Origin of the sequence: Jiella sp. M17.18 (assembly GCF_041027365.1) — a bacterium.
Lineage (GTDB): Bacteria > Pseudomonadota > Alphaproteobacteria > Rhizobiales > Rhizobiaceae > VKMB-3413.
The window spans coordinates 333,542-354,571 of sequence record NZ_JBFTEH010000005.1 but is presented as its reverse complement, the minus strand read 5'-3'; the positions used below and the strand labels follow the sequence as shown (position 1 = coordinate 354,571).

The following is a 21,030-nucleotide window of genomic DNA, read 5'->3' as shown; positions in this document are numbered from 1 at the left end:
TGCGCAACCTTCGTCGCCGCGTCACGCGGTCCTGCTGACTTCCTTGCCGATGTCTGTCCCATGGCTCGATCCTCCTTCCCAAAATTAGCATGGAAAGAAGCTTAAGAGGACAACTTGTCCACGAGGCTCTGATCCTACTCTCGCTCGCGATGCACGAAGAAGAGATGCGGAAGCTTCGTGCTCGAAGAGATGACGCTTTGGTCGCGGAAACAGTGCTTCCCGAATATCGGCGCGCTTGGAATGATTTTTGAGCCTTGCCTTGAATGCATGTTCCTGGGAGAGACGCCCAATAAAAGTAGAAATGATGATCAGTTCTACCTATCCCAGGCATCCGCCTCGTGATGGAGGNTGATTTTTGAGCCTTGCCTTGAATGCATGTTCCTGGGAGAGACGCCCAATAAAAGTAGAAATGATGATCAGTTCTACCTATCCCAGGCATCCGCCTCGTGATGGAGGGGCTCGCGCGCCCGACACGGCGTCATTCTCGGGCCCCGTCCCGAGAATCCAGGGCGGACGCCGCTGCCTCGGCCGCTTCTGCCCTCGATAGCTGTCGCCGATGGAGCCTTACGATCTCTGGATTCTCGGGACGGGGCCCGAGAATGACGAAGTTGATCCAGCGCTCGCGGCCTTACGCCCCCGCCTCATCCAATACCCGCATCTGTTCGCCCGACAGCGTCACCTTCGCCGCGCCGAGCGTCTCGTCAAGCTGCTTCACCGAGGTCGCGCTGGCGATGGGGGCGGTGACGGCGTCCTTGGCGATCAGCCAGGCGAGGGCGATCTCAGCGGGCTTGGCGCCGGTGTCCTTCGCCACCGCGTCGAGCGCCTTGAGGATGCGCTGGCCCTTGCCGCCGTCGTCGAAATAGCCGCCGAGCATGCGCTCGCGATTGGCGCCCTGAATGTCGGCCTTGGAGCGGTACTTGCCGGTGAGGAAGCCGCTGGCGAGGGAGAAATAGGTGACGACGCCGAGGCCGTGCTTCTGCGCGGTCTCCTTCAGCGGGCCCTCGAAGTCGCCGCGGGCGTAGAGATTGTATTCCGGCTGCAGCACCTCGTAGCGCGGCCAGCCGTTCGCCTCGGAGACGGTCAGCGCCTCCTCGACGCGCGCCGCCTCATAGTTCGAGGCGCCGAGGACGCGCACCTTGCCGGCGTCGACGAGCCGGGCGAAGGCGCCGAGCGTCTCCTCCAGCGGCACGCTCTTGTCGTCCTCATGGGCGAAGTAGACGTCGATATGGTCGGTCTTCAGCCGCTTCAGCGACGAGTCGATCGCGGCCATGATGTTCGCCTGCGACAGCCCCTTGTGCTTCTGCCACTTGGCGACCTTCGACAGGATCACGAGGTCGTCGCGGCGCTTGCGGGAGGCGATCCACTCGCCGATGATCGTCTCGGATTCGCCGCCCTCGTTACCGGGCGCGAAGGCGGAATAGACGTCGGCCGTGTCGACGGCGTTGAAGCCGGCCTCGACGAAGCGGTCGAGGAGGGCGAAGGAGGTCTCCCTGTCGGCCGTCCAGCCGAAGACGTTGCCGCCGAAGACGATCGGCGCGATGGAAATGTCGGAGCGGCCGAGTTTGCGCTTGTCCATGAGGGTCTCCTGAGATGGGGTATGCGGCCGGGAAGGGCGCGCCGAGAGAAGGGCGCGCCGCAGCCGGAGCCGCCTGAATGCGGTTTCGAGGGGAGACGTGTCGCGCGAAAGCCGCAAGGCAAGCTGACGATTGCGTGCGTCGGGACCTACGACGCGGCGCAATCTGGTATGAGTGCGCGAGATGCACTATCTAGAACGTCAGCGAACAGGAGCGTGCGATCCCGACCATCGTCGTCCTCGGCAGCGTCAAGATCACGATCTATGCCGACGATCATCATCCGCCGCACTTCCATGTGCTGACGGCCGAAGGAGACGTGATGGTGCGGCTGTCGACACTGCAGGTGATGGCGGGCTCCATCCGCGCGAAGGACCTGCGAACTGCAATGGAATGGGCGACCGCCCATCGAGAGGTTCTCGAAGATGAGTGGAACAGACTCAATGCCTGACGACGCGGTGGTCACGGTCGGCGGCCCGCTGCCGCGCATCGCCGACGTCGAGCCGCTCGATCGGTTCCGGGTCCGGCTGACATGGGGAGACGGACGGGTCGAGGAGCGGGATCTGGCTCCTCCCGTCTGGAACCACCGGCATTTCGTGCCGCTGCGCACCGATCCCGACCTGTTCCGTCAGGTGTCGGTCGCCGACTGGGGCAGTGCGCTCGCCTGGCCGGGCGGGCTGGAGCTGTCGGCCGAGTGGATCGATCGTTTGCCGCGGCCGATGAGCAACGAGGAGTTTCGGCGGGCCATGGACGACCTGTCGATGACGCTGGACGGGATGGCTGCAACGCTCGGCATCGCCAGGCGCCAGGTCGCGGCGTACCGAAAGGACAAGCCGCTGCCGAACTATATCGCTCTTGCGGTCCGCGCGCTCACCAGCGCGCGCGCCGCCCACGCCTGATCAATCCGCCGCGCGCGGTTGCGGATCGCCGGGCTTCCGCCGACCCTCCCGCCGGCACCGCTCGGAGCAGTAGCGCACCGCGTCCCAGACCTTCGCCCACTTCTTCCGCCAGACCATCGGCCGGCCGCAGGCGGCGCAGGTCTTCGTCGGCAGGTCGCCCTTCCTGTGCTTCATGCGGCGGATGTGGCGCCGGGCGCGCCGCCTGTCGAGCCGGAAGGCTTTTTCCGCCCGCGCCGCGAGGTCGCAGTTGATCGCGGCGGCCGGCGCCGCATCTGCGGCAGGGCACATCGGGAGCAGCGGGCGGCGGCACGGCGAAGGCGGCCGCCGACGAAGGGAGCGGCATGGGGCGTTATCTCATCCATGGCGGCAGCGGCGGGATCGGCGCCGCGATCGCGCGGCGGCTGGCGAAGGCGGGGCACGAGCTGGTGCTCGCCGGCCGCAACACCGAGGCGCTCGACCGGCTGGCGGGCGAACTCAACTGCGCCTTCGTGGAATGCGACGTCACCGACCCGGACGCGATCGAGAACGCCGCGAAGGAGGCGGGCGAGCGGCTCGACGGGCTCGTCTATGCCGTCGGCACGATCAACCTGAAGCCTTTCGGCCGGCTCACCGAGGCGGACTTCCTCGGGGACTTCCGGCTGAACGCGCTCGGCGCCGCACAGGCGGTGCAGGCCTCGCTCCCCGCGCTGCAGAAGGCGGACGGCGGCGCGAGCGTCCTGTTCTTCTCGACCGTCGCGGTGAACCAAGGCTTTGCCGCCCATGCCTCGATCGCCATGGCGAAAGGCGCGGTGGAAGGGCTGACGCGCTCGCTCGCCGCCGAGCTCGCGCCGGCGATCCGCGTCAACGCCATCGCGCCCTCGCTGGTCGAGACGCCGCTCGGCCAGAAGGTGGCGGGCAATCCGAAGATGGCCGAGGCGGTGGCGAAGATGCACGCCGTGCCGCGCCTCGGAACCCCGGAGGACATCGCGGCGCTCGCCGAACTGCTCCTGACCGATGCGGGGTCCTGGATCACCGGCCAGGTCATCGGCGTCGACGGCGGCCGCTCGGCCGTCCGCGTCATGCGCAGCTGAGGCCTCGGGCATGGCGACCCTGCGCTTCGTCCTCGGCGACCAGCTGAGCCGCGGCCTCTCCTCGCTCTCCGACATGGAAGACGGCGACATCGTGCTGATGGCGGAGGTCGCCGACGAGGCGAACTATGTCCGCCACCACCAGCGCAAGATCGCCTTCCTGTTCTCCGCGATGCGGCACTTCGCCGAGGATCTTCGCGGGCGCGGCATGAGCGTCGACTATGTCGCGCTGGACGATCCGGAGAACACGGGCTCCTTCACCGGCGAACTGAAGCGCGCGGTGGAGCGGCATCGGCCGGAGCGCGTCGTCGTCACCGAGCCCGGCGAGTGGCGCGTCAAGGAGATGATGACGGGCTGGGAGAAGGCCGTCGGATGCCCGGTCGAGATCCGGCCGGACGACCGCTTTTTCTGCAGCCACGCGCGGTTCCAAGCGTGGGCGAAGGGGCAGAAGCAGCTGCGCATGGAGTATTTCTACCGCGAGATGCGCCGCGGCACGGGCTTCCTGATGTCCGGCCCGGACGATCCCGCGGAAGGCCGGTGGAACTTCGATCAGGAGAACCGCGAGCCGCTGAAGGCGAAGGTCGCGGCGCCCGAGCGCCCGACCTACAGCGTCGACGAGACGACGCAAGAGGTGCTCGATCTCGTCGCGAAGCGCTTCGGCAATCATTTCGGCAGCCTCGAGGGCTTCGACTATCCGGTCACCCGGCGCCAGGCGCTGCACTATCTCAACTGGTTCGTCGAGACGGCGCTGCCGGAGTTCGGCACCTATCAGGACGCCATGCGCGCGGGCGCGCCGCTGCTCTTCCACTCGCATGTCTCGGCGCTGATCAACTGCGGCCTGATCGATCCGCGCGAAGCCTGCGAACGCGCCGAGGCGGCCTATCGCGAGGGTTCGGCCCCGATCAACGCGGTCGAGGGCTTCATCCGCCAGATCATCGGCTGGCGCGAGTTCATCCGCGGCGTCTACTGGCTGAAGATGCCGGGCTATGGGGACGAGAATGCCCTCGACGCGCGGCGCAAGCTCCCGGACTTCTTCTGGACCGGCGAGACCGAGATGAACTGCCTCAGCCAGTGCGTGCGCGAGGTGCAGGCGAGCGCCTACAACCACCACATCCAGCGCCTGATGGTGCTCGGCAATTTCTGCCTGCTCTGCGGCTTCGATCCCAAGGAGGTGCAGGAATGGTACCTGACGGTCTATCACGACGCCTATGAATGGGTGGAGATGCCGAACGTCGTCGGCATGATCCTCTTTGCCGACGGCGGGCTGTTCGCCTCCAAGCCCTATGCGGCGTCCGCCAACTACATCGACAAGATGTCGGACTATTGCGGCCCCTGCGCCTATTCGCCGAAGAAGAAGGAGGGCGAGGGCGCCTGTCCGTTCAACCTCCTCTACTGGGACTTCATCGCCCGCAACCGCCAGGTCCTGCAGAAGAACCACCGGCTGCAGCGGACCTATGCGACGCTCGGCCGCATGGACCCGGAGAAGGTCGAGCGGGTGCGCAAGGAGGCACGGGCCTTCCTCGACGGACTGGTTGCGACGGGCGACTATTGAGACGCCTCGACCGGCTGGCCGCAGGTTGTGCGGACGACACGCCGGCGAAGCGAGGGGCGCAGCCGGTCTTGATCTCGCCGCGAATCGACGGATCATCGGTCGGACCGGGGCTTGTGCAGCGCCTCGGGTTAAGACGTCGTTAACTCTATGCGGCGCAGCATCCAAGGGTCGGCCGGAATGGGTCGGCCGGCGCCGCGAAAAGGTGTGCCGATGCGTGCCAGAACTCCCGATCCGTCCTTCGTGAAAATGCTCGAAGGCTACAGCCTGACCTCCGCCGAAGTGCTCTACCGGATGCCGGACCATCCGACGCTGCTGCAGACCTTCTTCTGGCAGTTCGAGGATCTCGCTCCCGATTATCCCCGCCTCACTCGCTTCCTCGACCATTGGGAGCGCGAGATCGAGGCGATCATCCACTCGGTGCGGGTCATGCATGCCGGGCTCATCGAGCCGCGCGAGGTGCGCCTCGTGAAGGACGGCGGCCGGCTGCACTGACCGCCCGACCGGCACGAGCCGACGGGCTGCGGGGAGCTGCGTCACCCGGCCGTCCCAGCACCGGTCGGATAGCGGCACCCACGCCGCCGGAGCGCGTGCCGCTCTGCTGCCGGCTCCCGCGCGGTCAGCGGATCGGGGTCAGCACTTCGCGGCCCGAGCCCTTCTTGTCGGCGACGGTGACGACGCCGTTCAGCCGGCCGTCGCTCATCACATCATAGGTGACGACTTCCGGCTGGCCGGAGCGGTCCTTCAGCGTCGCCACGAACTTGCCGTCGTTCATCCGGCAGACGCCCTGCGACACCCGGCCGGTGTTCCAGCGGATCCGGCAGTCGGTCGTGGAGCGCGTCTCGATCCGGGCCGTGCCGGCATAGTCCCGGCCTTCGACGGTCTTGCCGGCGACGTGGTAGTTGCCGGCGATCTGCTGCGCGCCGGCGCCGCCCGTCGTGGCCAAGACTGCGGCGGCGCAAAGCCCTGCAAATATCTTCATGATCGTTCCCGCGGGCGGGCATGGTCTCCCACAGACCGGCCGATGCCGGATGCTGTCCGGGCGGCGGTCCCTCCCAAGCCCGGCGCCCGTCACCATTGGTAACACGGAACGTCATCTTGGCAAGCCGCGTGTATTTTTCGGCCTCTCACGTTGCGTCGAACTTCGCGCTGCAGCAGAACTGCTGGCGGAATGGTGCGCTGCACTTTCGCCAGTGAAGCAACGGCGGGACGGGGCGTCCCGCCGTGCCCGCCGTCAGATCAGGAGGTCTGCGACGATCTGGTCGTCGGTGATGTCCTGGTAGCGGATGCCCTCGCGCTCGAAGCGTTCGATCAGCGCCGGGAAGTTCGCCGCGTTCTTGGTTTCGATGCCGAGCAGGATCGAGCCGAAGTCGCGGGCGGACTTCTTCAGATATTCGAAGCGGGCAATGTCGTCCTCCGGGCCGAGGAGGTTCAGGAAGTCCTTCAGGGCGCCGGGGCGCTGGGCGAGGCGCAGGATGAAGTATTTCTTCAGCCCCTCGTAGCGCAGCGCCCGCTCCTTGACGTCCGGCAGGCGCTCGAAGTCGAAATTGCCGCCGGAGACGACGAGCACCACGGTCTTGCCGGCGATCTCGTCCGCAAGGCTGTTCAGCGCATCGATCGCCAGCGCGCCGGCGGGTTCGAGCACGATGCCCTCGATGTTCAGCATCCGCAGCATGGTGTCGCAGAGCCGGCCTTCCGGCGCGAGGATCACGTCCTGCGGCGAGAAGCGCTTGAGCGTCGCGAAGGGGATCGCGCCGATCTCGGCGACCGCCGCGCCGTCGACGAAGCCGTCGATCTGCGGCATGCGGGTGAGGGCGCCGCGCTCGAGGCTGGTGCGAAGGCTCGGCGCGCCCTGCGGCTCGACGAAGCGCATCGCCGGCATGGGGCCGTCCCAGGCGTCGAAGTAGCGGGTCATGCCGGAGGCGAGGCCGCCGCCGCCGACCGGCATGACGACGAGATCCGGCGTCTCGCCGGCGAGCTGCGCGAGGACCTCGCGCGCGACGCTCGCCTGGCCCTCGACGATGTCCTCGTGATCGAAGGGCGGCACCAGAGCGGCACCCGCGTCGCGGGAATAGGCCTTGGCGGCGGCATAGCAGTCGTCGAAGAAGTCGCCGACGAGTTCGACCTCGATCGCTTCGCCGCCGAACATGCTGGTCTTCTCGATCTTCTGCTGCGGCGTCGTCACCGGCATGAAGACGCGGCCCTTGAGGCCGAAATGCCGGCAGGCGAAGGCGAAGCCCTGGGCATGGTTGCCGGCCGAGGCGCAGCAGAAGCGGCCCGTGGCGGAGCCCTCCTCGATCCGCTTGCGCATGAAGTTGAACGCGCCGCGGATCTTGTAGGACCGGACCGGGGTCAGGTCCTCGCGCTTCAGGAAGACGCGCGCGCCATAGCGGGCCGACAGGTGCTCGTTCAGCTGCAGCGGGGTTGCGGGGAAGAGCTCGCGCAGCGCCTCTTCGGCCTTGGCGACGCGAGCGGGAAAATCGGATGCGGACATGGAAGATCGTCTCTCGAACGGAAGCGGCCGTCATCCCTGGCCGGGCTTCCTCGGCTGGTCGGCGGTGCCGTCCCGGCACCAGGCACATCGCGACGGCCCGCTCGGTGGGGCAGGTCGCGGCCGGACACGCTCTTGACGCTCGAAGAAGCTGCTTGACGCGGCTCGGCGGCTAGAGGGTGCCGGCGCCGATAATGAGACCATCGCCGACGATCAGGGATACGGTTCCGCAGATCAGTGTCGCGATGATCATCTGACGCCCCCTTTTCTCCGGCCGACCGAAACGTTCGCGCCAGCCATCGAGCATCGTACCGGCTTTGTAAAGGGGGTGGGCGCGACGCGCGTCGGATATGGCCGACTTGCGCAGACTTCGACCTGATCGACGAAAGATCGTGCCCGCCACCCGGCTCCGGTCGATCCGTCGGGTCTGGACCGGGATCTCCGCCTCGCGCCGGCGGGTACAGAAAACCCCGCAACATTCGGCCTGCAGAAACGTATTCCTTGAGCGTGATCCCGGGCCGGCAGAGACAGAGGCCCGGAAGATCGATCGGAAAGGAATGCCATGAAGACGTGCCTCGCCACCCTCGTTTCGCTCTCGCTGCTGGCGGCCGCCCCGGCCTTTGCCGGAGGGCTCAAGGACATCAAGCAGTCGGGGGTCCTGCGCATCGGGACGGAGGGCACCTATGCGCCCTTCACCTACCACGACGCCGCCGGCAAGCTCGTCGGGTTCGACGTCGAGATCGGCGAGGCCATCGCCAAGCGGCTCGGCGTGAAGCCGCAATTCGTCGAGGGCAAGTGGGACGGCCTGATCGCCGGCCTCGGCGCGGACCGCTACGACGCGGTCATCAACGAAGTCGGCATCACGCCGGAGCGCCAGAAGCGCTTCGACTTCTCGGACCCGTACATCGTGTCGAAGGCGGTGCTGATCGTCAAAGACGGCGACGACCAGATCAAGAGCTTCAGCGACCTCAAGGGGAAGCGCTCCGCCCAGTCGCTGACGTCGAACTACGGCAAGATGGCGGAGGCCGCCGGCGCCACGCTGGTGGCGACCGACGGCTTCGACCAGTCGATCCAGCTGGTCATCACCGGCCGCGCCGACGCGACGATCAACGACAGCCTGTCCTATCTCGACTTCAAGAAGCACCAGCCGAAGGCGCCGGTGAAGGTGGTCGCGACCAGGAAGGATGCCGCACCCTCCGGCGTCATCGTCCAGAAGGGCCATCCCAAGCTCGTCGCTGCGATCGACGCGGCGCTGAAGGACATGAAGGCCGACGGGACCTATAAGCAGATCGCGGAGAAGTATTTCGGCGAGGACGTCTCGCAGTAGGGCGAAGCCGCCTTAACTCGATCGTCTTCCGGCGACGGAGCCCCGCTCCGCCGCCGGATTTGTGACAGTCCCCCCGAACGAGCGGCGAGGCCCGATTGCCCGACTGGCTGCAACTGATGCTGACTTCGCTCTGGCCGCTCCTGCGTGCCGGGCTCATCCTGACGGTGCCGCTCGCGATCCTGTCGTTCGTGCTCGGCCTCGGCGCCGGCCTGCTGACGGCGGTCGTCCGGCTGTTCGCGCCGAAGCCGCTGGCGGCCATCGCCGGGTTCTATGTCTGGATCATCCGCGGCACGCCGCTCCTCGTGCAGCTCTTCGTCATCTTCTATGGCCTGCCAAGCGCCGGCATCCTGATCGATGCGTTCCCGGCGGCGCTGATCGGCTTCACCCTGAATGTCGGCGCCTATACGTCCGAGGTGATCCGCGCCGCGCTGACGTCGATCTCCAAGGGCCAGTGGGAAGCGGCCTATTCGATCGGCATGACGACGCGCCAGGCGATGCTGCGCACAATCCTGCCGCAGGCGACGCGCGTCGCCGTGCCGCCGCTCGGCAACACCTTCATCTCGCTCGTGAAGGACACCTCGCTCGCCGCCGCGATTACCGTGCCGGAACTGTTCCAGCAGGCGCAGCGCATCGTCGCCGTGACCTACGAGCCGCTGATCCTGTATATCGAGGCGGCGTTGATCTATCTCGTCTTCTCCTCCGTCCTTACGGCCCTTCAGACCCGGCTCGAGACCCAGTTCGGGCGCTATGGCGGCTTTCTGGAGCGTCAGAAATGATCCGTCTGTCCGATATCGAGAAGCGCTTCTCCGGCAATCTCGTGCTGAAAGGCGTCGGCCTGACGGTCGAGGAGGGCGCGGTCACGGCGCTGATCGGGCCCTCGGGCAGCGGCAAGAGCACGCTGCTGCGCTGCGCCAACCTGCTGGAGACGCCGGACGCCGGCGCGGTCGAGATCGGCGACCTCAGGGTCGACTTCTCGGCGGACCGGCGGCCGTCGCAGGCGGACAGCCTGCGGGTTCGCCGGCGCACCGGCATGATCTTCCAGAACTTCCAGCTCTTCCCGCATCGCCGGGTGGTGGAGAACGTCATGGAAGGGCTGGTGACGGTGCAGAAATGGCCGAAGGCACGGGCCCGCGAGCGGGCGATGGACCTTCTGGGGAAGGTCGGCATGGCCGAGAAGGCGGAGGCCTGGCCGGCGACGCTGTCGGGCGGGCAGCAGCAGCGCGTCGCGATCGCGCGGGCGCTCGCGCCGTCGCCGGCTCTGATCCTGTGCGACGAGCCGACCTCGGCGCTCGACCCCGAGCTTGCCGAGGAGGTGGTGGATGTCCTTCGCACGCTCGCCGCGGAAGGCGCGACCATGCTGATGGCGACCCACGACCTCCGGCTCGCGCGCTCGGTGGCCCGCCACGTCGCCTTCCTCGAAGGCGGCGAGATCGTCGAGGAAGGGCAGCCGGACGCGATCTTCGGCAATCCCCGCGAGCCCCGGACGATGCGCTTCGTCAGGAGCCTCGGCCTGTAGCCGCCCGGCATGCCGAGGCGCCGGGCGGAGAGGTGGCGGCATCGTCAGGCGGAGGCCCGGCCGCTCGTTCGGCTGACGTAATCCGCCCGCCGCTCCAGTCCGTCGGCGAGGGAGATGCCGTGGCCGGGCGTCTCCGGAATGCGGATGAAGCCGTTCTCGACCACCGGCAGGCCGCGCGCGATCTCGGCGTACCAGCCGGTATAGAAGGCGCGGACCGATTCCTGGATCAGCGTGTTCGTCGCATGCATCGAGAGCTGGCAGGAGGCGGCGTAGACGACCGGGCCGGTGCAGTCGTGCGGCGCGATCGGCACCTTGAAGGCCTCGGCCATGCCGGCGATCTTGCGCGCTTCGGTGATGCCGCCGCACCAGGAGAGGTCCAGCATGCAGACGCCGGCCTTGCCGGTCTGCAGATATTCGCGGAAGGCGTGCTTGGAGGCGAGTGTCTCGGAGGCGCAGACGAAGGCGTCGCTGTGGTCGGCGTATTCGGCGAGGTCGCCGACATTGTCGAGCCGGAACGGGTCTTCGTGCCAGTAGGTCCTGAACGGCTTCAGCTCGCGCGCGAGCTTCTTGGCCATCGGCATCGACCACAGCGAATGGAACTCGACCATGATGTCGATGTCGTCGCCGACCGCCTCGCGGATCCGTTCGAAGGGCTTCAGCGCGGCCTTCAGTTCCGCCGGCGTGATGTCCCAGCCGGCCGAGCGCTCGGCCGCGATGTCGAACGGCCAGATCTTCATCGCCGTGATGCCCTGGTCGAGCAGCGAGCGGGCGAGGGCGCCGGCGTCGGTGAGGAAGGCCTCGAGGTCCTCGTAGGGCCCGTCGCTCGCGCCGCGATGCCAGTTGGCGACCGACTGGGCGCGCGCGTCGCGGATGTACTTGTAGCCGGCGCAGGTGTTGTAGGTGCGCACCCTCTCGCGCGAGCGCCCGCCAAGCATGTCGGCGACCGGCTTGCCATGCGCCTTGCCGAAGAGGTCCCACAGCGCGATGTCGATCGCCGAATAGGCGCGCGTCTCGACGCCGGCGCCGCGCCAGCCGAGATAATCGGTCATCTCGTTGACGCGCGCCTGCAGCGCCAGCGGGTCCTTGCCGATCAGTCGCGGCGCACACCAGTCGTGGACATAGGCCTCGACCGCGGTGGCGCCGAAGAAGGTCTCGCCGAGCCCGGTGAGACCTTCGTCGGTGTGGACGAGCACCCAGACGAGATTGGCGAACTCGCCGAGCCGGACCGTCTCGATGCCGGTGATCTTCATCGCTTTGCCTTTTAGCGGACGCCGAGCCTCAGCGCCCGGTGATGCCGGGGAAGAAGACGAGGAGCGCCACCGCCACGATCTGCATGCAGACGAACGGCACCAGCGACTTGAAGATGTCGCCGAGCGAGATGTCGGGCGGCGCGACGCTTTTCAGGTAGAAACCGGCCGGCCCGAACGGCGGCGACAGGAACGCCACCTGCATGTTCATGCAGAACAGGACGCCGAACCAGATCGGGTCCATGCCGAGCTGCTTCACGATCGGCACGAAGATCGGCAGGGTCAGGAGCGCGATGCCGACCCAGTCGAGGAACATGCCGAGGATGAACAGGATCAGCATCATGAACAGGACGACCACGGTCGGATTGTCCGAGATGCCGGTGATCAGGTTGTTCACGAAGGTGAGGCCGCCCATCAGGTTGAAGACGCCGACGATGGCGCTGGCGCCGATGCCGATCCAGACGATCATGCCGCAGGTGGCGAGCGTCTGGACGGCGGCGCCGCGCAGGAGCTCGAAGGTCAGCTCGCGGCGGATCGCGGTCGACAGCACGACGCCGGCGACGCCGACGGCGGAGGCTTCGGTGACCGAGGCGATGCCGCCGTAGATCGAGCCGAGCACGAAGGTGATGACGAGCGCCGGCAGGACGAGGCCCCGGAGCAGCTTCAGTTTCTCGGTGAGGTCCATCTCGTCCTCCTCCAGAACCGGCGCGACGGCCGGATTGAGGTAGGCGCGGAAGAGGACGTAGACGACGTAGAAGCCGGCCAGCATGAAGCCGGGGATGAAGGCGGCGGTGAAGAGGTCGCCGATCGAGACATTGGCGGTGAGGCCGTAGATGATCAGCACGATCGAGGGCGGCACCATGGTGCCGAGCGAGCCGCCGGCGCAGACGACGCCGATCGCAAGATTGCGGTCGTAGCCGAGGCGCAGCATCTGCGGCAGCGCGAGCAGGCCGAGCAGCACGATCTCGCCGCCGATGATGCCGCTCATCGCGGCGAGGATGACGGCAACGAAAATGGTCTGGATGGCGACGCCGCCGCGGATGCGGCCGGCGATCAGTTTCATCGCGTCGAACAGGTCTCTCGCTATCCCCGATCGGTCGAGGATCGCGGCCATCAGCACGAACATCGGCACCGAGACGAAGACGTAGGAGGCGACGAAGGAGTAGATCCGCGTCGTGATCAGCGGCACCACCATCGGGCCGAACCAGCCGATGGCGAAGAACAGCGCCACGAACAGCGTGACGAAGGCGAGCGGCATGCCGACGAGCAGCATGGCCAGCAGCATGCCGAACATCAGGAGGGTGCCGTCGGCGATCCCCAGGGCGGAGAGGTGGAACATCGGTCAGCGGCCCCGGCGCACGTAGTTGACGGCAAGGATGACGAACTGGATCGTCATGACGATCATGACGAGCATCAGGAAGCCTTTCAGGAGCGCCGGGGTCGGCGGATTCCAGGCACTGCCCGTTCCCTCGAGCCGCAGGGCGCCGGTCGGCGACCACCACGACTTCTCGACCATGGTCCAGCTCGCCCAGGCGAAGAAGGCCGCGAGCACCAGGCACAGGAGCGAGATCACCACGTCGAAGACGCGGCGCAGGCCCGGCGGCAGGTGGTCGTAGATCAGCACGACGCGGATGTGCCGGTCGCGCGCGACGCAGTAGAGCCCGCCATAGATGAAGGCTGCGGCGCAGATGAAGATCGTCGTTTCGGTGACCCACAGCGTCGGTGCGTCGAGCACGTAACGCATGAAGATCTCGTACATGATGATCGCCGCGGAGACGAGGAACAGGCAGGCGACGAACATGCCGCCACGCTCGATCGCACGCCCGAGGATCCCCGCTTCGGGAATGGCGGATTCGTCCGCCAGCGTGTGCTCGGCGAGCGCTTCGTCGACGTCGGTGTCGGGGGGAAGATCATGTGACATGCGGCTGATCCATGGCAAGGAAAACGCCGGCGCGAGGTGCGCCGGCGTTCGAACGAAAGCTTACTTCATCAGGTCGTGGTCTTTGAGATACGCCGTCAGCGTGTCGTAGACCTTCTGGGCGTTCTCGGACTTGGCGGCGACCTTCTTCCACTCGCCCTGAGCGATCTTGCGGAACTTCGCCCGCTCCTCCTGCGACCAGTCGTGGATGTGGATCTTGCCGCCGGCCTTGGCCTTGGCCACCGCCTCCTCGTCGCGCTTCTGCAGCACGTCGAGCTCGTGGTCGGCGAAGTCGCGAACCGACTGGGTCAGCTTGTCCTGCAGGTCCTTCGGCAGTTCCTGCCAGTCCTTCTGGCTGATCGCGATCTCGACCAGCGGCAGGGAGTGGAAACCGGGATAGACCGGGTTCGGGGCGATGTCGTTGAGCCCCTGCGCCTGATTGGTCGAGAACACCGTGTAGTCGGCGGCGTCGATGACGCCCTTGTCGAGCGAGGTGTAGACTTCCGAGCCGGGCAGGTTGACCGGCGCGGCGCCGGCCGCGGCGAAGACGTTCTGCACGAGACCTTCCGGCGCGCGCATCTTCAGGCCCTTGAGGTCGGCGACGCCGTCGAGCGGCACCTTGGAGACGAGCGATTCCAGGCCCGGCGTCGTCGCGCCGATGAAGTGGAGGCCGTACTGGCCGTCCAGTTCCTGCATCAGCTTGCCGCCGCCGCCATTGCGCATGAAATCGAGCATGGTGTGCGGGTCGGACCAGGCGCCGACCGGGTTGGCGATCAGGCCGAAGGCGGGGTCCTTGCCGGCGAAGTAGGAGACGTCGGTGATGTGGCCGTCGAGGATGCCGGCCTGGATGGCGTCCTGGGTCTCGGCATGGTCGACGATCGAATCGACCGGCAGCAGGGTGATGTTGATCTTGCCGTCGGTGATCTTCGAGACGTTCTTGGCCCAGCCCTGCTGCAGCTCGAAGTTCGGATTGCCGGCCGGATCGGACGACTGGAACTTGAAATTGAAGTCCTGCGCCGCGGCGGCGCCCGTGAGAGCCGTCGCAATCGCCGCTGCGGCGAGAAGGCGGGTGGTGATCTGATGCATGGTTTCTCCTCCTGCATGTGTCTGGTCGACGAGCGGCTGGCGCCGGATGAAGCGAAGCCGAACCCTCAGGCAGACGGGGTCCGCCGGTGGGCGATATCGAGCGGAAGTGGGTTGCGAGACGGCGCTACGAGCCTGGCCGGTGCGATCCGAACTGATGCGGGCGGCGGCGGCGGCCGCCCCGCGGATCGCCTCCGGTCCCGCCATCCGGGCCGCGAAAGCCTCCAGTGCAAGTCTGAAGATCGCTGCCGCAGGCGATGGCGCGAACGCCTCGGGTCTCCATCCTCCTCCCTTCCGAAGGTCTGCGTGATAGCGCTATCATTGTCAAGTCGCGGGGGCGCCGCTACGGTTGCCGTCGGGAGGGGATGATGCGTAAGCCACAGGATCATAAGGCGGTGACGCTGCTGGATGTCGCGGCCGCCGCGGATGTTAGCGCGATCACGGTTTCGCGGGCGCTGCGAAAGCCGGAAAAGGTCTCCGAGGACGTCCGCCGGCGCGTCGCCGCAGCGGTCGAGAAGCTCGGCTACGTGCCGAATCTGGCGGCGCAGGCGCTCGCCTCCAGTCGCACGAACGTTCTCGGCGTGCTTATCCCGTCGGTCACCAACAACGTCTTCTCCGACGTGCTGCACGGCATCTATCAGGAGGTGCAGGGCACGCGCTTCCAGGTCCAGCTCGGCAACACCCGCTATTCCGCGCTGGAAGAGGAGAAGCTGCTGCGGATCTTCCTCAGCCAGCGGCCGGCGGGCCTGATCGTCTCGGGAATCGACCAGTCCGATGTCTCCCGGAGCCTCCTCGCCGAGGCGAACTGCCCGGTCGTGCAGATCATGGAGATCGGCCCGGAGCCCGTCGACATGATGATCGGCTTCTCGCACCGCGAAGCGGCTCGCGCCGCCTGCGAGCATCTCGTCGCGCGCGGCTACCGGCGGATCGCGTTCGTCGGCGCCCGCATGGATCCGCGCACCCAGCGGCGGCTGGATGGCTATGTCGATGCGCTGGAAGCGGCCGGACTGTTCGACGAGACGCTCGTCGCGACGACGCCGCAGCCCTCCTCCTTCACCCTCGGGGGCGCGCTCTTCGCCGACCTTCTGTCCCGCCGTCCGGATGTCGACGCGGTCTTCTGCAACAATGATGATCTGGCGGTCGGCGTCCTGTTCGAGGCGCAGCGCCGCAGGATCACGGTCCCGGGCCGGCTCGGCATCTGCGGGTTCAACGATTTCGAGATCACCCGCTCGACCTTTCCCTCGCTGACGACCGTCGTCACCCACCGGGAGACGATCGGGCGGAACGCCGTGACCATGATCGCGGGGACGCTCGCCGGCACGAATCCGTTGCCGCGCGTTCTCGACGTCGGCTACGAGGTCGCGGCGCGGGCGAGCACGGGCGAGGTGTCCGGCAGGCGGTGAGGCGCCGCTTCGCGGCATGACAACGCCGCGGCGGGCGCGGCGGCGTTCCGGTTGATCACGGTCAATGCAGTGCAGCATGGGCCGGTCTCTTCTCCGGCTCGACAGGCGCCCGAAAAACCCCATGCTTGTCGCAACCTGCGCCCGGACAACAGCTAAGGGACGGCCCGATGAGCACCCGAAATTTCGACGCGCTGTTTGCGCCGCGCGCGATCGCGCTGATCGGGGCCAGCAACCGGCCCCACAGCGTCGGCAACGTCATCGCCCGCAACCTGTTCTCGGCCGGCTTCAAGGGGCCGGTGATGCCGGTGAACCCGCACGAGACGGCGATCGAGGGGCGGCAGAACTTCCGATCGATCGCGGCGCTGCCGGTGGTGCCGGATCTCGCCGTCATTGCGACCCCGGCGCAGAGCGTCCCCGGCATCGTCGGCGAACTCGGCGCCCGCGGCTGCCGGGCCGCCGTGGTCATCACGGCCGGTCTCGGCGAGACGGCGGCGGACCGGCCGCTGCGCCAGGCGATGCTGGACGCGGCGCGGCCGCATCTGATGCGCATCGTTGGGCCGAACTGCCTCGGCCTGATCTCGCCGCCGCTCGGCATCAATGCGAGCTTCGCGCATCTGACGCCCAGGGCCGGCGACATCGCACTGCTCAGCCAGTCCGGCGCGATCGCAACCGCCGTCATCGACTGGGCGCACGAGCGCGGCATCGGCTTCTCGCATGTCGTCTCGCTCGGCGACATGTGCGACGCCGACTTCGGCGACATGCTCGACTATCTGTCGACCGACCGGGCGACGCGCTCGATCCTGCTCTATGTCGAGAACGTCACCTTCGCGAAGAAGTTCATGTCCGCCGCGAGGATCGCCGCCCGATCGAAGCCGGTCCTGGTGATCAAGGCCGGGCGCAGCGCCGCCGGTGCCAAGGCAGCGCTGTCGCATACCGGTGCGCTGGCCGGATCCGACGCCGTCTACGACGGCGCCTTCCGCCGCGCCGGCGTGCTTCGGGTGCGCGAGCTGGAGGAGCTGTTCGAGGCGGCGGCGACGCTTGCGACCGGCATCCGCATCACCGGCGACCGGCTGACGATCCTGACCAATGGCGGCGGCGCCGGAGTGCTGGCGGTGGATGCGCTGGAGGCGCGGGGAGGCCGGCTGGCGCCGCTATCCGACGCCGAGCGCGCGGAACTGGGCGAGGTGCTGCCGGGGACCTGGTCGCGGGCAAACCCCGTCGACATCATCGGCGATGCGACGGGTGCGCGCTACGCGGCCGCGCTCGACATCCTCATGCGCGACAAGTCCAGCGACGCGATCCTCGTCATCAACTGCCCGACCGCGGTCGCCGACGGCATGGACGCGGCGAGGGCCGTGGCAAAGGCCGCGAAGACGCGCCCGCGCTTCCCGGTGCTCACCAACTGGCTCGGCGGCACCGCCGCGGCGCCGGTGCGCAGCTTCTTCGCGGCCGAACGGATCGCGACCTATGACAGCCCGGACAAGGCGGTTCGGGCCTTCACCCATCTCGTCGACTATCGCCGGAACCAGGAACTGCTGATGGAGACGCCGTCCGCCGGCGTCGCCATCGAGCCGGCGAAGGTCGAGGCGGCGCGGGCGGTGACCGCCGGCGCGGCGCGGGAGGGGCGGGGAACGCTCAGCGAATGGGAGGCCAAGCGCGTCCTCTCGCTGTTCGGTATCCCGACCGTGGAGACGGTGCTGGTGGCGAGCCCGGAGGAAGCGGTGGAAGCCTTCGCCGCGATCGGCGCGCCGGCGGCGCTGAAGATCGTCTCGCCCGACATCACGCACAAATCCGACGTCGGCGGCGTGAAGCTGAACATCGGCTCGGCCGGCGAAATGCGGCAGGCGGTCAGCGACATGACCCGGGCGGTGAAGGCGGCGATGCCCGATGCCGTCATCACCGGCTTCACGGTGCAGAAGATGGTCGTGCGCCGCGAGGCGATCGAGCTGATCGCCGGCCTTGCCACCGACGCGACCTTCGGCCCGGTCGTGCTGTTCGGTCAGGGCGGCAAGGCGGCGGAAATCGTCGGCGACCGGGCGATCGGGCTGCCGCCGCTGAACTCGGTCCTCGCCCGCGAGATGATCAACGGGACCAAGGTTTCCAGGCTGCTCGCCGGCTATCGCGACGTGCCGCCGGTGCCGCTCGATGCGGTCGCCGACGTGCTGATCCGGCTTGCGGAACTGGCCGTGCTTCTGCCGGAGGTCGCCGAGCTCGACATCAATCCGCTGCTCGCCGATGCCGAGGGCGTGGTCGCGCTCGACGCACGCGTCAGCCTCAGGGCGAAGGACGCCAAGGCCGTCGGCCCGGCGATCCGGCCCTATCCGCGCGAGCTGGAACGCGAGATCACGATCCGCGACGCCGAACGGTTCCTGCTGCGGCCGATCCGGCCGGAGGACGAGACGGCGCTCGCGGACATGGTGGCGCAGTGCACCGACCATGATCTCAGGCTTCGCTTCATGGGGCCGATGAAGGTCTTCCCGCACCAGACGGCGGCCCGCTTCTCGCAGATCGACTACGACCGCGAGATGGCCTTCGTCGCCGTCGCGCCCGGCTCCGGCTATGGCGAGGGGCCGATCTTCGGCGTGGTGCGCATCGTCGCCGATCCGGAAAACGAGGCGGCGGAATTTGCCGTCCTGGTGCGCTCCGACATGAAGGGCCACGGCCTCGGCTATGCGCTGATGAACGCCATCCTCGCCTATGGGGAAAAGCGGGGCCTTTCCCGGATCTACGGGGAGGTGCTGCGCGAGAACGCCACCATGCTGAAGATGGCGCGCGACCTCGGCTTCCACATGGCGCATTCCGAGCCCGGCTCCGACACGACGCGGGTCACCGTCGACCTTCAGGCTGCGCGCCGCGCGGCGAAGGCCGCGTCCTGAGGCAGCCGGGCGCCGGAGCGAGACCCACCCGCCGGCCCTGAACGGCGGCCGGAGCCGCCCGCTCAAGCGGCGGCGCGAGCCGATTCAGGCCGTCCGCAGGGGGATCGGCTGGACGGCTACAGGAAAACCCGGCCGCCGCTAAAGTGCGACGTCGATTAGGAAATTTCCGTTGCCGATGCGCTTTCGCGACGAGCGCCGGGCGTCCTGCGGCTGTTTGTGCCGAGCATCCGCCCATTTACGCAGTCACGACCCGATCTCTCTCGGGCCGGCCGAGCCGACCCATGACGAACGCTACGAGAGGGCCGACGTGCCGCGCAGCTTCCGCATCCTTGCCGCCATCATCCTCCTGCCGCTTCTCGCCGCGCCCGCACTGGCGCAGACGTCGGATACCGGCAGCAGCCATTATTACAGCGAGGACACGATCAACGCCGGCCTCGGACCCGTGCCGGACACCGTCAACCGCGAGACGCCGCAGGCGATGATGGAGAGCTTCCTCTTCGCCGCCAAGGCGGATGCCTGGAAGACGGCGGCGCACATGCTGGACCTGTCGAACATGGACCCGCAGAAGCAGGCGGCGCTGGGTCCCGTCCTCGCGCGCCGGCTGAACCAGATCGTCCGGCATGCCATGTGGCTCGACTGGGGCGACCTGCCGGACCGGCCGGATGCGCTCGAGGCCAACGCCTCGTCGAAGAACCCCCTGGCCGGCGAGCCGCGCCGCAACATCCGCCTGGCGATCATCGATCTGCCGGGGCGCCCGGTGTCGATCCGCATCGCGCGGGTGAAGCCGAAGGACGGCGACCCCGTCTGGCTGTTCTCGCGCCAGACGGTCGGCAACATCAACGAGATGTACGCCTACTACGGCCCCACCGCATTCGAGCGCTCGCTGCCGGCCTGGATGCGCAAGACCGCCTTCTGGACGCTCGCCTGGTGGGAGGTGATCGCGCTGCCGCTTGTGTTCCTGATCGGTCTCGGCGCGGCGGCGCTGGTCTATGTCTGGCTCGGCCGCCTGAAGCAGCACCGGCGCTACCGGCTGGCGGCCGGCATCCTCGACGCGGTGCAACTGCCCGTCGCGCTGTTCGTGTGCGTCGGCACCTTCTCGCTCGTGCGGTCCTGGCTCTTCACCTTCTCCGGCGCCGTCAACGCCTTCCTCGGTCCGTTGCAGACAGTCCTCATCGTCATCGCGCTGGCACTGATCGCGGTGCGGATCGTCGATGCGGTGCTGGAGCGGGTCGTGCAGCACAATATCCGCGAGCTGGGCGACGCCGAGGCGGCGGAACAGCGCGACCTCTACACCAACATCTCGGCGGCGCGCCGGGCCGCCATCGTCGTCGCCTTCCTGGTCGGCGCGGCACTGGTGCTGATCCAGGTGAACGCCTTCCAGACGCTCGGCTTCTCGCTGCTCGCCTCGGCCGGCGTCCTCGGCCTGATCTTCGCCTTCGCCGCCCGCAGCGTGCTCGCCAACATCATGTCCAGCCTGCAGATCGCGCTCGCCAAGACCGCCCGCATCGGCGACGCGGTCCTCTACGCGGGCGACTGGTGCTACGTCGAGAAGATCAACTTCACCTATGTCCAGCTGAAGAGCTGGGACAACCGCCGCCTGATGGTGCCGGTCTCCCAGCTCGTGTCCAACACGCTGGAGAACTGGACCAAGCAGGATGCGAGCCTGATCAAGCCGGTGGTCCTGCGTCTCGACCACCGGGCGGATGTCGACAAGCTGCGCGAGGCCTTCGGGAAATTCGTCGAGGAGAGCGACGACGTGATCCAGAAGGACCAGGCCAAGGCGCAGGTGATCGACCACGACTGGAACGGCATGGTCCTGCGCTTCACCGTGACCGGCGAGGACCCTGTCTCGGCGTGGGGGATGCACTGCCGACTGCGCGAGGAGATGCTCAAGGTCGCCGCACGGCTGGAATCCGAAGGCGCGGATGTCCCGGACCGGGCCGTCTACCTGCCGCGCGAGCGCGAGGTGAAGGTCGAGGCGTTCGCGGGGGATTGAGCGGTTCGGGTCGGGTGCCGCGCTTCAGCATCACGAGGCCCGGCGGCGGCGCGGAGACGTCACGCGGTTCGTCGGACGGGGGCTTTC

Annotated in this window: 20 protein-coding genes; 11 read left to right on the top strand and 9 right to left on the bottom strand. The window is 67.7% G+C overall.

What is annotated here, in order from left to right; translation table 11 throughout:
• Window positions 1–628 precede the first annotated feature (628 nt).
• The gene (locus AB5S17_RS12360) at window positions 629–1,576 is read right to left on the bottom strand and encodes an aldo/keto reductase (RefSeq protein WP_369239718.1); all 948 of its coding nucleotides are present in this window, start codon (window positions 1,574–1,576) and stop codon (window positions 629–631) included.
• A gap of 218 nt (window positions 1,577–1,794) precedes the next feature.
• On the opposite strand from AB5S17_RS12360, the gene AB5S17_RS12355 reads away from it, so the two are divergent.
• Both AB5S17_RS12355 and AB5S17_RS12350 read left to right on the top strand, forming a co-directional pair.
• Window positions 1,795–2,022, top strand: a complete 228-nt coding sequence (locus tag AB5S17_RS12355) for a DUF4160 domain-containing protein (protein WP_369239748.1) — start codon at window positions 1,795–1,797, stop codon at window positions 2,020–2,022.
• Entirely contained in the window at window positions 2,015–2,470 is a 456-nt protein-coding gene (locus AB5S17_RS12350) for a DUF2442 domain-containing protein (RefSeq protein WP_369239716.1), read from the top strand. The genes AB5S17_RS12355 and AB5S17_RS12350 overlap by 8 nt, the downstream gene beginning before the upstream one ends.
• On the opposite strand, the gene AB5S17_RS12345 is transcribed toward AB5S17_RS12350, so the two are convergent.
• Entirely contained in the window at window positions 2,471–2,644 is a 174-nt protein-coding gene (locus tag AB5S17_RS12345) for a DUF2256 domain-containing protein (protein ID WP_369239746.1), read from the bottom strand.
• Window positions 2,645–2,811: 167 nt separating this feature from the next.
• On the opposite strand from AB5S17_RS12345, the gene AB5S17_RS12340 reads away from it, so the two are divergent.
• From AB5S17_RS12340 to AB5S17_RS12330, 3 genes are all read left to right on the top strand, one after another.
• Entirely contained in the window at window positions 2,812–3,540 is a 729-nt protein-coding gene (locus AB5S17_RS12340; RefSeq protein WP_369239714.1) for an SDR family NAD(P)-dependent oxidoreductase, read from the top strand.
• Between the two features lie 10 nt (window positions 3,541–3,550).
• Complete coding sequence (locus AB5S17_RS12335) at window positions 3,551–5,089, top strand: cryptochrome/photolyase family protein (RefSeq protein ID WP_369239712.1); 1,539 nt, start codon at window positions 3,551–3,553, stop codon at window positions 5,087–5,089.
• Between the two features lie 210 nt (window positions 5,090–5,299).
• Entirely contained in the window at window positions 5,300–5,581 is a 282-nt protein-coding gene (locus tag AB5S17_RS12330) for an usg protein (protein WP_369239710.1), read from the top strand.
• Window positions 5,582–5,705: 124 nt separating this feature from the next.
• Here AB5S17_RS12330 and AB5S17_RS12325 read toward each other — a convergent pair whose 3' ends face one another.
• From AB5S17_RS12325 to AB5S17_RS12315, 3 genes are all read right to left on the bottom strand, one after another.
• A complete protein-coding gene (locus AB5S17_RS12325; protein ID WP_369239708.1) occupies window positions 5,706–6,068 on the bottom strand; it encodes a hypothetical protein in 363 nt (120 codons plus the stop codon).
• A 252-nt stretch (window positions 6,069–6,320) separates the two neighbouring features.
• Window positions 6,321–7,580: a threonine ammonia-lyase IlvA gene (gene ilvA, locus AB5S17_RS12320; RefSeq protein WP_369239706.1), complete on the bottom strand. Its 1,260-nt coding sequence runs from the start codon at window positions 7,578–7,580 to the stop codon at window positions 6,321–6,323.
• A 169-nt stretch (window positions 7,581–7,749) separates the two neighbouring features.
• Entirely contained in the window at window positions 7,750–7,980 is a 231-nt protein-coding gene (locus AB5S17_RS12315; RefSeq protein WP_369239704.1) for a hypothetical protein, read from the bottom strand.
• 159 nt (window positions 7,981–8,139) lie between these two features.
• Here AB5S17_RS12315 and AB5S17_RS12310 point away from each other — a divergent pair, with 159 nt between their 5' ends.
• From AB5S17_RS12310 to AB5S17_RS12300, 3 genes are all read left to right on the top strand, one after another.
• Entirely contained in the window at window positions 8,140–8,904 is a 765-nt protein-coding gene (locus tag AB5S17_RS12310) for an amino acid ABC transporter substrate-binding protein (RefSeq protein WP_369239702.1), read from the top strand.
• A gap of 95 nt (window positions 8,905–8,999) precedes the next feature.
• On the top strand, window positions 9,000–9,680 hold the full coding sequence (locus AB5S17_RS12305; protein WP_369239700.1) for an amino acid ABC transporter permease: 681 nt from the start codon (window positions 9,000–9,002) through the stop codon (window positions 9,678–9,680).
• Window positions 9,677–10,420, top strand: a complete 744-nt coding sequence (locus AB5S17_RS12300; RefSeq protein WP_369239698.1) for an amino acid ABC transporter ATP-binding protein — start codon at window positions 9,677–9,679, stop codon at window positions 10,418–10,420. The genes AB5S17_RS12305 and AB5S17_RS12300 overlap by 4 nt, the downstream gene beginning before the upstream one ends.
• A gap of 44 nt (window positions 10,421–10,464) precedes the next feature.
• Here AB5S17_RS12300 and AB5S17_RS12295 read toward each other — a convergent pair whose 3' ends face one another.
• From AB5S17_RS12295 to AB5S17_RS12280, 4 genes are read right to left on the bottom strand one after another with little or no spacing between them, the layout of a single operon-like run.
• Complete coding sequence (locus tag AB5S17_RS12295) at window positions 10,465–11,670, bottom strand: mandelate racemase/muconate lactonizing enzyme family protein (RefSeq protein WP_369239696.1); 1,206 nt, start codon at window positions 11,668–11,670, stop codon at window positions 10,465–10,467.
• 28 nt (window positions 11,671–11,698) lie between these two features.
• On the bottom strand, window positions 11,699–13,006 hold the full coding sequence (locus AB5S17_RS12290; protein WP_369239694.1) for a TRAP transporter large permease subunit: 1,308 nt from the start codon (window positions 13,004–13,006) through the stop codon (window positions 11,699–11,701).
• 3 nt (window positions 13,007–13,009) lie between these two features.
• Window positions 13,010–13,588, bottom strand: coding sequence for a TRAP transporter small permease subunit (locus AB5S17_RS12285; protein ID WP_369239692.1), 579 nt, complete (start codon window positions 13,586–13,588; stop codon window positions 13,010–13,012).
• A 60-nt stretch (window positions 13,589–13,648) separates the two neighbouring features.
• The gene (locus tag AB5S17_RS12280; RefSeq protein ID WP_369239688.1) at window positions 13,649–14,671 is read right to left on the bottom strand and encodes a TRAP transporter substrate-binding protein; all 1,023 of its coding nucleotides are present in this window, start codon (window positions 14,669–14,671) and stop codon (window positions 13,649–13,651) included.
• A 362-nt stretch (window positions 14,672–15,033) separates the two neighbouring features.
• On the opposite strand from AB5S17_RS12280, the gene AB5S17_RS12275 reads away from it, so the two are divergent.
• The 3 genes from AB5S17_RS12275 (at window position 15,034) to AB5S17_RS12265 (ending at window position 20,943) form a co-directional block, all read left to right on the top strand.
• The gene (locus tag AB5S17_RS12275) at window positions 15,034–16,071 is read left to right on the top strand and encodes a LacI family DNA-binding transcriptional regulator (protein WP_369239686.1); all 1,038 of its coding nucleotides are present in this window, start codon (window positions 15,034–15,036) and stop codon (window positions 16,069–16,071) included.
• Between the two features lie 167 nt (window positions 16,072–16,238).
• Complete coding sequence (locus AB5S17_RS12270) at window positions 16,239–18,947, top strand: GNAT family N-acetyltransferase (protein ID WP_369239684.1); 2,709 nt, start codon at window positions 16,239–16,241, stop codon at window positions 18,945–18,947.
• Window positions 18,948–19,254: 307 nt separating this feature from the next.
• A complete protein-coding gene (locus AB5S17_RS12265; RefSeq protein ID WP_369239682.1) occupies window positions 19,255–20,943 on the top strand; it encodes a mechanosensitive ion channel family protein in 1,689 nt (562 codons plus the stop codon).
• Window positions 20,944–21,030: the final 87 nt, after the last annotated feature.

Excerpts from the sequence above, each read along its gene's own strand:
- AB5S17_RS12360 (WP_369239718.1), bottom strand. The coding sequence starts at position 1,576 with ATGGACAAGCGCAAACTCGGCCGCTCCGACATTTCCATCGCGCCGATC.
- AB5S17_RS12350 (WP_369239716.1), top strand. The coding sequence starts at position 2,015 with ATGCCTGACGACGCGGTGGTCACGGTCGGCGGCCCGCTGCCGCGCATC.
- AB5S17_RS12345 (WP_369239746.1), bottom strand. The coding sequence starts at position 2,644 with ATGAAGCACAGGAAGGGCGACCTGCCGACGAAGACCTGCGCCGCCTGC.
- AB5S17_RS12340 (WP_369239714.1), top strand. The coding sequence starts at position 2,812 with ATGGGGCGTTATCTCATCCATGGCGGCAGCGGCGGGATCGGCGCCGCG.
- AB5S17_RS12335 (WP_369239712.1), top strand. The coding sequence starts at position 3,551 with ATGGCGACCCTGCGCTTCGTCCTCGGCGACCAGCTGAGCCGCGGCCTC.
- AB5S17_RS12330 (WP_369239710.1), top strand. The coding sequence starts at position 5,300 with ATGCGTGCCAGAACTCCCGATCCGTCCTTCGTGAAAATGCTCGAAGGC.
- AB5S17_RS12325 (WP_369239708.1), bottom strand. The coding sequence starts at position 6,068 with ATGAAGATATTTGCAGGGCTTTGCGCCGCCGCAGTCTTGGCCACGACG.
- ilvA (WP_369239706.1), bottom strand. The coding sequence starts at position 7,580 with ATGTCCGCATCCGATTTTCCCGCTCGCGTCGCCAAGGCCGAAGAGGCG.
- AB5S17_RS12310 (WP_369239702.1), top strand. The coding sequence starts at position 8,140 with ATGAAGACGTGCCTCGCCACCCTCGTTTCGCTCTCGCTGCTGGCGGCC.
- AB5S17_RS12300 (WP_369239698.1), top strand. The coding sequence starts at position 9,677 with ATGATCCGTCTGTCCGATATCGAGAAGCGCTTCTCCGGCAATCTCGTG.
- AB5S17_RS12295 (WP_369239696.1), bottom strand. The coding sequence starts at position 11,670 with ATGAAGATCACCGGCATCGAGACGGTCCGGCTCGGCGAGTTCGCCAAT.
- AB5S17_RS12290 (WP_369239694.1), bottom strand. The coding sequence starts at position 13,006 with ATGTTCCACCTCTCCGCCCTGGGGATCGCCGACGGCACCCTCCTGATG.
- AB5S17_RS12285 (WP_369239692.1), bottom strand. The coding sequence starts at position 13,588 with ATGTCACATGATCTTCCCCCCGACACCGACGTCGACGAAGCGCTCGCC.
- AB5S17_RS12280 (WP_369239688.1), bottom strand. The coding sequence starts at position 14,671 with ATGCATCAGATCACCACCCGCCTTCTCGCCGCAGCGGCGATTGCGACG.
- AB5S17_RS12275 (WP_369239686.1), top strand. The coding sequence starts at position 15,034 with ATGATGCGTAAGCCACAGGATCATAAGGCGGTGACGCTGCTGGATGTC.
- AB5S17_RS12270 (WP_369239684.1), top strand. The coding sequence starts at position 16,239 with ATGAGCACCCGAAATTTCGACGCGCTGTTTGCGCCGCGCGCGATCGCG.